General features: G+C 71.6%; 8 protein-coding genes. 1 reads left to right on the top strand and 7 read right to left on the bottom strand.

The features are described from left to right. Nucleotides 1-96: 96 nt before the first annotated feature. Nucleotides 97-2,214, bottom strand: coding sequence for a DNA topoisomerase IV subunit B (locus ABZ318_RS21035; RefSeq protein WP_356903988.1), 2,118 nt, complete (start codon nt 2,212-2,214; stop codon nt 97-99). 433 nt (nt 2,215-2,647) lie between these two features. Here ABZ318_RS21035 and ABZ318_RS21030 point away from each other — a divergent pair, with 433 nt between their 5' ends. Then, a complete protein-coding gene (locus ABZ318_RS21030) occupies nt 2,648-2,881 on the top strand; it encodes a hypothetical protein (protein ID WP_030687247.1) in 234 nt (77 codons plus the stop codon). A 205-nt stretch (nt 2,882-3,086) separates the two neighbouring features. On the opposite strand, the gene ABZ318_RS21025 is transcribed toward ABZ318_RS21030, so the two are convergent. The 6 genes from ABZ318_RS21025 to ABZ318_RS21000 all read right to left on the bottom strand — a co-directional run bounded on the left by ABZ318_RS21025 (nt 3,087) and on the right by ABZ318_RS21000 (nt 11,923). Continuing rightward, on the bottom strand, nt 3,087-3,905 hold the full coding sequence (locus ABZ318_RS21025) for a serine protease (RefSeq protein ID WP_356903987.1): 819 nt from the start codon (nt 3,903-3,905) through the stop codon (nt 3,087-3,089). Nucleotides 3,906-4,048: 143 nt separating this feature from the next. After that, complete coding sequence (locus tag ABZ318_RS21020) at nt 4,049-5,596, bottom strand: RNA polymerase sigma factor (protein ID WP_356903986.1); 1,548 nt, start codon at nt 5,594-5,596, stop codon at nt 4,049-4,051. 377 nt (nt 5,597-5,973) lie between these two features. Continuing rightward, a complete protein-coding gene (locus tag ABZ318_RS21015; protein ID WP_356903985.1) occupies nt 5,974-6,861 on the bottom strand; it encodes a FadR/GntR family transcriptional regulator in 888 nt (295 codons plus the stop codon). Between the two features lie 160 nt (nt 6,862-7,021). Next, nucleotides 7,022-8,842 carry an ABC transporter ATP-binding protein gene (locus tag ABZ318_RS21010; RefSeq protein ID WP_356903984.1) on the bottom strand — a complete coding sequence of 607 codons (1,821 nt, stop codon included), beginning with the start codon at nt 8,840-8,842 and terminating at the stop codon, nt 7,022-7,024. A gap of 122 nt (nt 8,843-8,964) precedes the next feature. Next, nucleotides 8,965-9,729, bottom strand: a complete 765-nt coding sequence (locus ABZ318_RS21005) for an NUDIX domain-containing protein (RefSeq protein WP_356903983.1) — start codon at nt 9,727-9,729, stop codon at nt 8,965-8,967. A 109-nt stretch (nt 9,730-9,838) separates the two neighbouring features. Beyond that, a complete protein-coding gene (locus ABZ318_RS21000) occupies nt 9,839-11,923 on the bottom strand; it encodes a glycogen debranching N-terminal domain-containing protein (RefSeq protein ID WP_356903981.1) in 2,085 nt (694 codons plus the stop codon). Nucleotides 11,924-11,956 lie beyond the last annotated feature (33 nt).

Below are 11,956 nucleotides of genomic sequence, written 5' to 3'. Positions count from 1 at the left end.
TCCGTCCCCCTCCGACACTTCGATGCTACGGAGAGTAGGCGTCGATGTGATCGGCCCGTGGGTGGAGCGTGGAGCTCCACCCACGGGTGGAGACGCTCAGGCGTCGATGCGCGAGCGGTCGAGCGTCGCCGCCGAGCCGGTGATGAACTCCTTGCGGGGCGCCACGTCGTTGCCCATGAGGAGGTCGAAGACCTGCTCCGCCGCGTCCAGGTCGCCGATGTTGATCCGGCGCAGGGTGCGGTGGCGCGGGTCCATCGTGGTCTCCGCGAGCTGGTCGGCGTCCATCTCGCCCAGACCCTTGTAGCGCTGGATGGCGTCCTTGTAGCGGACTCCCTTGCGCTGGAACTCCAGCAGGGTCTGCCGCAGCTCGTTGTCCGAGTACGTGTAGACGTACTTGTCCTGGCCCTTCTTGGGCTGGACGAGCTCGATCCGGTGCAGCGGCGGCACCGCGGCGAAGACCCGGCCCTGCTCGACCATGGGCCGCATGTAGCGCTGGAAGAGCGTGAGCAGCAGGGTGCGGATGTGGGAGCCGTCGACGTCGGCGTCGGTCATCATGATGACCTTGCCGTACCGGGCGGCGTCGATGTCGAAGGTGCGGCCCGAGCCCGCTCCTATGACCTGGATGATCGCACCGCACTCGGCGTTCTTCAGCATGTCCGCGACGGACGACTTCTGGACGTTGAGGATCTTTCCGCGGATCGGCAGCAGGGCCTGGAATTCGCTGTTCCGGGCGAGCTTGGCCGTGCCGAGGGCCGAGTCTCCCTCGACGATGAAGAGCTCGCTGCGCTCCACGTCGTCGCTGCGGCAGTCCGCGAGCTTGGCCGGCAGCGAGGAGGACTCGAGCGCGGTCTTCCTGCGCTGCGCCTCCTTGTGCTGCCGGGCCGCGATCCGGGTCCGCGCCGCGGCGACGGCCTTCTCGAGCACGGCGCGGGCCTGCGCCTTGGCGTCCCGCTTGGTGGAGGTGAGGAAGGCCTTGAGTTCCTTGGCCACCACGTTGGCCACGATCCGGCGGGCGGCGGAGGTGCCGAGGATCTCCTTGGTCTGCCCCTCGAACTGCGGCTCGGCGAGGCGGACCGTCACGACGGCCGTGAGCCCCTCCAGGGCGTCGTCCTTGACGATGTCGTCCTCGGCGACGCGCAGCATCTTGGCCGAGCGCAGCACCTCGTTCACCGTCTTGGTGACGGCCTGCTCGAAGCCCGAGACGTGGGTGCCGCCCTTGGGGGTGGCGATGATGTTGACGAAGGACTTGACCGTGGCGTCGTAACCGGTGCCCCAGCGCAGGGCGACGTCGACGGCGAGCTCGCGGGTGACCTCGGTCGGGGTCATGTGGCCGCGCTCGTCGAGGACCGGGACGGTCTCCTTGAAGGTGCCCTGCCCGGTGAGGCGCTGGATGTCGCAGACTGCCTTGTCCTGGGCGAGGTACTCGCAGAACTCGCTGATGCCGCCGTCGAAGCGGAAGGTCTCCTCGCTCTTGCCGACGCCGGCCAGGTCCCGCTCGTCGCGGACGACGATGGTGAGGCCCGGGACGAGGAAGGCGGTCTGCCGGGCGCGCTGGTGGAGCGTCTCCAGGGAGAGCTTGGCGTCCTTGAGGAAGATCTGCCGGTCCGCCCAGTAGCGGACGCGCGTGCCGGTGCGCGTCTTGGGGACGCGCTTGCCCTTGATCAGGCCGTTGGCCGGGTCGAAGGGGCTGTCGGGGCCCGGCTCGGTGAAGATGCCGGGGACGCCGCGGCGGAAGGAGATGGAGTGGGTCGCGCTGTTCCGGTCGACCTCGACGTCGAGGCGGGCGGACAGGGCGTTGACGACGGAGGCGCCGACGCCGTGCAGACCACCGGACGCCGCGTACGACCCGCCGCCGAACTTTCCGCCGGCGTGCAGCTTGGTCATGACGACCTCGACGCCGGAGAGACCGGTCTTCGGCTCGACGTCGACCGGGATGCCCCGGCCGTTGTCCCGGACCTCGACGGAGCCGTCGTCGTGGAGGATGACCTCGATGTGGTCGCAGTAGCCACCGAGGGCCTCGTCGACCGAGTTGTCGATGATCTCCCAGATGCAGTGCATCAGGCCGCGACTGTCGGTGGACCCGATGTACATGCCGGGGCGCTTGCGGACCGCTTCGAGCCCTTCGAGTACGAGCAGGTGCCGAGCGGTGTAGTTGGAACCGTCACGGTCTGCGGTCAGCAGCGCACTGGACGGCACGGACGTCTCGGCGGTCACGCGGTTCGCTCCTCGCTGAATTTGAAATCTGGCCCGGTGGGGTAAGGCCCGGCGTCGGTCACCGCTCAGAGGGTACCGATGCCTGGTAGAGCCGTTGTAACGCCACCCTCCCCGATTCCTCATGCTAGTCCAGCCTCGCATGGATGTTCGATCCCTCGATGGGGTGACGTGAACATCACGTTCCCTTCCAGGCATGAACCATTTAGGCTCCGGGCACGTCCTCATGAACAACCGGCATCCCCGCCGGGAGGGCTAACCGACACAAGCAACGCGAAATCCGTAGAGCGACGCAATACGGCTCATTCGCCGCCAACCGGCAGCAGACAGCCACCTTGGGAAGAAGTTTCAAGGAAAAGCCACGAGCGGGAACGTTTTCGGCCTGGTTGGATGTTGACCCTGGTACGACAGCTCGTCGAGCTAGAGAAGAGGCGACGTGACTACTGTTCTGACCCCCGCGAGCCCCCTGACGGCCGCTGACCGTTGCGACCGCTGCGGCGCCCAGGCATACCTGCGCGTCGTTCTGACCAGCGGAGGTGACTTGCTCTTCTGCGCCCACCACGGACGCAAGTTCGAGCCGGAACTCAAGAAGATCGCCGTTGAGATACAGGATGAGACGGACCGGCTCACGGACGTGCCGGCCCGCACGATGGGCGAAGACCACGCCTGACGCCATCCACGACGAGCCCAGGGCCGGTCGCTGACCGGACGACGGGCGGTCGCCCCACGCGTTTCGCGGGGGTGACCGCCCGTTCTCGTACCCGACGCCCTTCCGCCTCCAGCGAAATCGGCGTCTCCCTGTCCTCGGCGGAATCGGCGTCCTCCGTCCCCGTCGGGATTCAGAGCGGACCCGCGCCCGTCCTTCGAGGCGTGCGTCAGAAGTGCGCCGGGAGCACCGCGGAGACCCGCGTGTAGACGCCCGGGTTCTCCGCCTGCCCGCAGCCGCTGCCCCAGGACACGAGGCCGACGAGGAGCCCCTTGGCCACCAGCGGGCCCCCGCTGTCTCCCTGGCACGCGTCCTTCCCTCCCTGCGGGTCGCCCGCGCACAGCATCGTCCCGCGCTGGTAGCGGACACCGAAACCGCCCGGGTACGCCCGCTCGCACGCCGTGTCCGGCAGCACCTGGACGCGCGCCGTCCGCAGCGCGGAGGAGTAGGCCCCGTGCCCGGTCGTGTCGCCCCAGCCGTAGACGTCCGCCTCCGTCCCGGGCGCGTACGCCGCGTCTTCCGACCGGGCGACGCCGATCACGTACGACTGCGGAAGAGCGCTCACCAGTGTCAGCACGGCCAGGTCGCCCGAGTTGCTCGTCGGGTCGTAGTCGGGGTTGATCCAGGTGTCGGAGATCCGGACTTCCTCCCCCTCCTGACCGCGCAGCGCAGCGCGACCGGCGATGACCACGAAGTCGCGCACCTCCCAGGGCTCCCCGCCGAGCACCTCACGGCCCAGGCAGTGGGCCGCCGTGAGCACCTTGGTCGGCGCGACGACCACGCCCCCGCAGAACTGCCCCGCCCGCGTACCCCCGAACCGGTCACGGCTGGACAGCGCCACGACCCACGGCGCGTCCCTGATCCGGGCCGGCTGTCCGCCCACCACGACGCTGTCGGCGGCCACGGGACCGGCGGTGGCAAGGTGCCCCGCCGCCGCGGCGGCCAGGCCCAGGGCGCCCGTCAATGCTCGGGTGAGGAAACCACGCATGGAGCCTCCTGACTCTCGGGTGATGTCGGTTCACCCAGCGTCCAGCACGCGTCCCCGCCGTGCACCCGGGCAAAGCCGGAGGGCCCGGCTCCCCCTCTCGGGGAACCGGGCCCTTCCGTGTGTCGCCGTGTACCTCGTACGGATCAGTCGAGGTAGTCGCGCAGGACCTGCGAGCGCGACGGGTGACGGAGCTTCGACATCGTCTTCGACTCGATCTGGCGGATCCGCTCTCGCGTCACGCCGTAGACCTTGCCGATCTCGTCCAGCGTCTTCGGCTGGCCGTCGGTGAGACCGAAGCGCATGGAGACGACACCCGCCTCGCGCTCGGAGAGCGTGTCGAGGACGGAGTGCAGCTGCTCCTGGAGCAGCGTGAAGCTGACCGCGTCGGCCGGCACGACCGCCTCGGAGTCCTCGATGAGGTCGCCGAACTCGCTGTCGCCGTCCTCACCCAGCGGGGTGTGGAGGGAGATCGGCTCACGGCCGTACTTCTGGACCTCGATGACCTTCTCGGGGGTCATGTCGAGCTCCTTGGCCAGCTCCTCCGGAGTGGGCTCACGGCCCAGGTCCTGGAGCATCTGGCGCTGCACGCGCGCGAGCTTGTTGATGACCTCGACCATGTGCACCGGGATACGGATGGTGCGGGCCTGGTCGGCCATGGCGCGGGTGATCGCCTGGCGGATCCACCAGGTGGCGTACGTGGAGAACTTGTAGCCCTTGGTGTAGTCGAACTTCTCGACGGCGCGGATCAGACCCAGGTTGCCTTCCTGGATCAGGTCCAGGAAGAGCATGCCGCGGCCGGTGTAGCGCTTGGCCAGCGAGACCACCAGACGGAGGTTGGCCTCCAGGAGGTGGTTCTTGGCCCGGCGGCCGTCCTCGGCGATGATCTCCAGCTCGCGCTTGAGCTTCGGAGCCAGCTTGTCCGAGTTCGCGAGCTTGTCCTCGGCGAACAGACCGGCCTCGATGCGCTTGGCGAGCTCGACCTCCTGCTCGGCGTTGAGCAGCGGGACCTTGCCGATCTGCTTGAGGTAGTCCTTGACCGGGTCGGCGGTGGCACCGGCGACGGCGACCTGCTGCGCCGGAGCGTCGTCCTCGTCCTCGTCGGACAGGACGAAGCCCTTGCTCTCGCCCTCGGTCTCCTCGTCGTCGCCCTTGCCGGGTGCGACGTCCTCGAGGAGCTCCTCGCCCTCGATGAGCTCGTCGGCGTCCTTCTTGGACGTGGTCTTCTTGGCCGCCGTCTTCTTGGCGACGGTCTTCTTGGCCACCGCCTTCTTGGCGACGGTCTTCTTCGCGGCCGCCTTCTTGGCGGGGGATCCGGCCTCGTCGGCCGGGTCGGTGCCCTCGGCCGCGGGGGCCGTGGAGGCCGAGACGGTGCTCTTCGTCACGGTCGTCCTGGCAGTGACGGTCTTGGTGGCGGTGCGCTTGGCCGGGCTCTTCGCTGCGACGCTCTTGCGGGCGCGCTTCGGCGACTCCGCTGCACTGACCATCAGCGTCACACCCTCTTCCTCGAGGATCTGATTGAGGCTGCGCAGAACATTCTTCCACTGGGTTGGCGGAATCTGGTCGGCTTCGAAGGCCCGACGCACGTCATCGCCGGCGATCTGCCCATCAGCCTTTCCCCGCTCGATGAGCGCCATCACAGACTCGGACTCGGCGATCTCCGGCGGGAGCGTACGGGATGTGCTGGCCGACACGAACAACCTCTCGGAACGATGGAAACGGCTTCCGGCCCCGCCCTGGATCGGGCTGGAGCCGACGACCGCCGACGGGGAATGTGTCGACGGCGCGGGCTGGACCGGGGAACTGCACAGCGCCTCCGTCGGCTGCTGTATTCCTTCCTCGGCTGTCACCTCTTAGGTCATCGCACGGCTCGGAGGAGTGTTACGCCCAATCTTCGTGGCCCGAGTCACACCTCATTTGCGGCGAAACGGCCAGAGCGGGCGATCGCCGCACATTCGCGCCGCCGGACCCCGGGTGCCGCCCGGGGAGACCCTGCCGGGTCCCGGGTGGCGCCCGGAACCCGGCGGCACGCGGTGCGCGCGCCTCCGCGCTCCCGGCCACAGCCCGCGGGTCAGTGTTCGCGAGGGGCGGGGACGACGCGCTCCACCTCGGGGTGGACCGTGAGCAGCTGCCGCATGGCGCTCTCGGCTCCGGGGGCGTCGCCGGCGGCGAGCGCGTCCACGATCCGGGCATGGTGGGCCAGGGAGGCCTCGCTCGGCCGGTCGCAGCCGGTGACGGGACCGCCGGAGACCTGGAGGGCGGCGGTGACGATGCCGGAGAGGTGCTCCAGCATGCGGTTCCCGGCCAGCTGGATCAGGAGGGAGTGGAACTCCGCGTCGGCCCGCGAGAAGGTGATGCCGTCGCCCTGGGCGAACGCGTGCCCCATGATCTCGACCATGTCGGCGAGGCGCTGCTGCACGTCCTCGCGGCCGTGCCCGGCGGCCAGGCGGGCGGCCAGGGGCTCGATCGTCCACCGCAGCTCGTTCAGCTCGCGGCGCTGGTCGTCGCGCTGCGGCCCGAAGGCGCGCCATTCGATGATGTCGGGGTCGAGGAGGTTCCAGTCGCTGACGGGCCTGACCCGCGTACCGACGTTCGGGCGGGCGCTGACGAGCCCCTTTGCCTCCAGCACGCGCAGCGACTCGCGCACGACGGTGCGCGAGACCTCGAACCGCTGGCCGATCTCCTCGGGGACGAGCGGGCGGTCGGCCCCGAGGTCGCCGGAGACGATCATCTGGCCGAGCTGCTGGACGAGCTGCCCGTGCAGTCCGCGGCCTCGGTTGCCGGCGGGCCGGCGGCCGACGCGCCCCAGGTCGGTGTCCACGCCCTCCCAGGAGGGCGGGCTCACACGGCCGGCGGCGGGCGCCTCCGGGTAGGGGTAGCGGTCGAGATCGCCCGGGGCGCCGAGGCCGGAGTCGACGGGGCGGGCGGCGGTCATCATGGTGTGCGCAAGGGTACTCACGCATCCTTTGTCGGCGTTGCCTCCGTGGCCCTTGAGGTCTTTGGTGAAAAGCACACGAAAGGGTGATCGGCACTCGCTACACAATTGACGATTAATCGGACATTTGCGACATATTTCAAGGTAGTTGACGGGGAACCGGAGCCATTCGATCAACAAGTGATCACCAACGGGCCTTACGGCGAAGGCCGGTGAACACATAGGCGCAGAGCAACCCTGTCAACGTCAACGAGAGCGCCACCCCTGCGGGCTGACCGACCACCCGCAACACCCCCGCGAGCCACCGATCCAGGGCCGGCGACCACTGCGGGCCGGCGAACTCGCGCAGCCGTGCCGGGAGTCCGGCCGCCGATCGCACCGATGGCCCCGTCAGTACCTTCTGCAACAGCGGAACGAAGGCGACGGGCACCGCGAGCACCGCCGCCACCCCGGCCGCGGCGGCCCGGAACACCCCGGCGCCGAGCACCCCCGCCCATGCGCAGCCGACGACCAGGCCCAGCCAACTCGAGCAGAGGGTCGGCCAGTTCCGTGGTACGGGAACCAACTCGGCGCCGTAGACGAACCGCAGCACCCCCAGGTCGACCCCCACGACGAGCGCCCCCAGCACCAGGGCGACGACCGCGGCCACGGCGAGCTTCGCGAGCAGCAGACCCGGTCTGCGGGGGACGGCTCCGCGGCCCGTGGTGAGTGCGGGATAGCGGTACTCCTCTCCGAAGGAGAAGGCCCCGAGCAGCCCGGCCCCGAGGGCCGCGGGCGGCAGCGGGGAGATCGGGGGCCAGCCGGTGACCACGGCGGGCAGCTCGGCTCGGCCCCCGCGGCCGAGGAGCAGGGCGAGCGTCACGGAGACGAGCAGGACGGCGGCCACGACGAGCGGGGTGGAGGGCACGCCCAGGAGGCGGTGGAGCTCGTACCGCAGCGGGCGCAGAGGCGAGCGCACGGGTCGACGCGCAGCGGGTCGCCTCCCGCCCTGGGCCTTCCGGTCCGTGGCCCCGGACGGCTGCCCGGCACCCGCCGACGCGGCGGCACGGTTTTCGGGGGCCCCCGCCTCCTCGCCTTCCCGCGCGCTTCGCACCTGCCCGGCAACGCCGCTGCCTCGGCCGGCAGCGGCGCCACCGTCACCTCCTCTCTCGTCGGCGAGCCGGTGGATCGGTACGCCGTGCCGGAAGGCGGTGTCACCGACGGCCGCGCAGTCGCTCCCGTAGACGGAGAGGCGATTGCCGTCCTCGGCGACCACCTCGACGGGACGGCGGGCGGCTCTGGCCTCCTGGGTGACGGCCGCGGCCAGGCGCGCGGCGTGCGGGGTCCGGACGACGACCCGGGGACGCAGGCGGGTGCGGGCGAACTCGACGGCGTCCTGGTCCGCGACGAGCCGACCGCCGTCGAGGGTGACGACACGGTCGGCGTTGCCGGCCGCGTCCTTGGGGTCCTCCGTGGTGTACAGCACGGTTCCCCCCTCGGCGGCGTGCGCGCGCAGCAGCTCGTGGAGCCACGCGCTCTCGGGTACGGAGAGCCCCGCGGCCGGCTCGTCGAGCAGCAGGGTGTGAGGGGTTCCCAACAGGGCCGCGGCGAGCCCGAGTCGACGGTCCGCACCGATCGGGAGGGTGCCGATCCGCCGACGTTCCAGACCGGTGAGCCCCACGGTCCGCACCAGTTCATCGGCCCGCGCGGCGGGAACTCCCGTGGCGGCGCAGAGCATCCGCAGCTGCCCTCGGAGGGTGCGGGACGGGTGTCCGGGGACGTCGCCGAGGAGTACGCCGACCTCGCGAGGCGGATGGGCGATGCGGTGCAGCGGCCGGCCCCGGAAGTAGGTGACCCCACGGCCCGGCTCGAGTTCGAGCATGAGCCGGAGGGCCGTGGTCTTGCCGGACCCCCGGGGGCCGAGGAGTGCGGTCACGGCGCCCGGCCGGGCCTCGAAGGTCAGATCGTCCACGGCGGGCGGGCGATCGCGGCGGGGAGTGCTGGTCAGTCCGATTGCCTGGAGCATCGCTTCTCTCGCGGTAGGTGACACCGCTCCGCGGCAGGGCGGCGCTACCGCAGCAAGATAACGCTACATTTCGGACTTTCCGCGCACGTTTGACGCCCAGGGGTGCCGGATGCGCACGGCTCTCATACCTCGGGACGCAGCATCGGCGGGTTGAGAAGAGTGGCCCCACCTGCCCGGAAGAGCTGCGCGGGGCGCCCTCCCTGACGCGTCGTGGTGCCCCCGGCCGGGACCAGGAAGCCGGGCGTGCCGGTCACCTTGCGGTGGAAGTTGCGCGGGTCGAGGGACACACCCCAGACCGCCTCGTAGACGCGGCGCAACTCTCCGACCGTGAACTCGGGCGGACAGAAGGCCGTGGCCAGGGAGGAGTACTCGATCTTGGAGCGGGCGCGCTCCACTCCGTCCGCGAGGATCCGGGCGTGGTCGAAGGCGAGTGCCCCCGGTCCCCCGTCCTCGGCGGCCTCGTCCTCACCGAGAAGCTCCTCGACCGGGGCCCAACGGGCACTGTTCGCGTCGCCGCCCGCGCGCGGGGCGGGAAGGTCCGGTGCCAGCGCCAGGTGCGCGACGCTCACCACCCGCATGCGCGGATCGCGGTCGGGCGCCCCGTACGTCGCCAGCTGCTCCAGGTGCGCGCCGTTGGTCGGCACGGGTGGCGGGGCGGCCGGGTCGTGGGCGCAGAGGCCGGTCTCCTCGACCAGTTCACGCGCCGCCGCGGCTCCCAGATCCTCCTCGGCCCGCACGAAACCGCCGGGCAGTGCCCAACGCCCCTGATACGGCGACTCTCCTCGCCGCACGACCAGGGTGCAGAGTGCGTGGCTCCGCACGGTGAGCACGACCAGGTCGACGGTCACGGCGAAGGGAGGAAAGGCCGACGGGTCGTAGGGAGGCATGCCGCGATCATAGTCGTCTTCCTGACGATAAACACGCCTCGCCAAAGCATCGGCCGCGACTTCCTCACCGCGCCGCGAGGCTTCCCGCGTCTCTGCGCCCGGCATCCCTTCACACCCCCAGTTGAAGACCCTCGGCGGCCTCCTCGACCATACCGAGCCCCAGCCTGCCGACCCGCACGGCGAAGGCCTCCCCGGCCACCACGAGCCCCGACAGCCTGATCGCGCCGAGCGGGGCGGAGGCCAGTGGGTGCACCGAGACCGAGCGGCCCGGCGCGTCAGGTCTGATGCCCGCCAGGGCGAGAAGCGCCTGAACCGCTCCGGCGGCCGCGACGGCCGCCGGTCGGCACGCCGCCGGGTGGGGCACCGGGCGCCCACCCGTCGTCCGCTGCTCCCCCGCGTACATCTCCGGGAGCCGATGGGTGAAGGCCTCCGCCGCGTCGAGCAGTCCCCGCAGGAGGGAGGCGGCCTCCTTCTCGTGACCGGCGGCGGCGAGACCGGCCACGGCGACCGCCGTCTCGTGCACCCTGACCGCTCCGGCCCGGTGGCCGAAGGGATTGTGGCCCGGCTCCTTGGTCCCGAGACTCCGCAGCCCCCAGCCGGAGTCGAGCGCCGGGGTACCGAGTAGCCTGGCCACCTGTTCCGTCTCCGCCCTGTCCAGGAGACCCGGTGCGTACCGACCGCCGCCCAGCAGCCCGGTGTCGAGCAGGTGCGCGGCCCATCCGCCCAGCTGGGGCCAGGTCCGGCCGTCCTGTGTCCGGGCGACGGCGGGACGGCCGCCCGCCGGGTCGTCGAGCCAGAACTCGCGCCGGAACCGCTCGCGCAGGGTCCGCGCCCCGTCGCGCAGGGCGTCTCCGCCGGGACGCCCGCAGCCGTCGAGGAGATCGGCGCCGAGCAGGGCGGCGCGGTGGGCGTGTGCCTGGGTCTCGGCCCGCCAGGGCCCGGCGGGCCCCGGGTCCGGCACGAACCCGTTCCGGCCGGCCGTACGCCGCAGCCAGTGGAGGCAGCGCTCCGCCACGGGAAGCAGCTCCTCCAGGTCCGCGGACGGGAGCCCCCAGCGGCGCGCCTCGGCGAGCACGGTCGGAAAGGCGAGGGTGGCTTCGATGCCCGTGCAGCGGGGCGGGAGGTACGGGCCCGAGTCCCTGAGGGGCCCCTGAAGGCGGCCGGACTCCGCTCCGTCGCCGGGGAGTTGGGTGCGTCCGAGGGCGCGCAGGGTGGTGGCGGCGAGCCGGGTGCCGAGCGGCAGGGCCATGCGGGCCGCCCAGAGCGCCTCGGAGGTGACCGGTCCGCAGCGCCAGGGGACGCCGGCCGCGAGGTACACGTCCGCGGGGTGGGTGGGATCTCGCTGGAGCAGGGCGCGCAGGTCGTCGACGGAGGCGCGGAGCAGTTCCCCCGGCCTCGGGTCGTCGCCCTCGGCTCGGGCCTCGGCCAGGAGGTGGCCGCCGGGCCGTCCGGAGCCCGCCCCCGTGGAGGCGATGGGGCGGGCGGCCGACTCCCCTCGCACCCGCAGACGGAGCGTGAACGCCGCTCCGGGCGCCAGTTCGGCTTCCCAGCGCAGTACTCCAGCCGCCGCCAGGGAGTCCATGGGCGGCGGGTCCGCCGTGACGGCGACGGATCGGCCGTCGCCGGTCCATCGCAGTCCGGTGCCGTGGACGCTCGCGGCGAGTTCGGGGCCGGTCCTCCCGGACGCCACCGTGCCCAGGTCCGCGAGATCCGTGCCCAGAGCGACTTCCACGGGGAGCCGGAGGGGCCGGGTCGCGGCGCTGCGCAGGGTGATCCGCTCGGTTCCGTCGGCGCTCCGGACGCGTTCGACGGTGAGGGCGGGGTCGGGGCCGGTGTCGCTGGGGACGCGCAGGGCGCCGAGGAACACCGCCCGGTCGGAGGCCGCCATGCGGCCCTGGAGCGCGACGGGTTCACGTCCCGCCACCCGCAGGACGCAGCGGGACAGGAGACGTCGCCCCGCCTCGTACACCCCCTCGGGTCCTTCACCGGTGAGCTGCCCGTGCTCGGCACAGACGGCGAGGGCGGGCAGCGCCACGCAGAGGAGCGCGCCGTGCACCGAGGGAAGTTCCGCGGGACGCGTCGCGCGCGGGAACGCGATGCCGGCGCCTGCCGTGTGTCCGGAGGCGTGTCCGGACGACTGGCTGGTGGGCGGTCCGGCGGGGCGGCCGGGGGCCGGAACGGGGCTGGGAGCCATGGCGGGTACGGAGTGCTCTCTGTGCGGACCGGG

The sequence above is a fragment of the Streptomyces sp. NPDC006197 genome (genome assembly GCF_040613865.1).
Lineage (GTDB): Bacteria > Actinomycetota > Actinomycetes > Streptomycetales > Streptomycetaceae > Streptomyces.
Note: the sequence above shows the minus strand (reverse complement) of the source record. Positions and strands in the feature narration are given on the sequence as shown.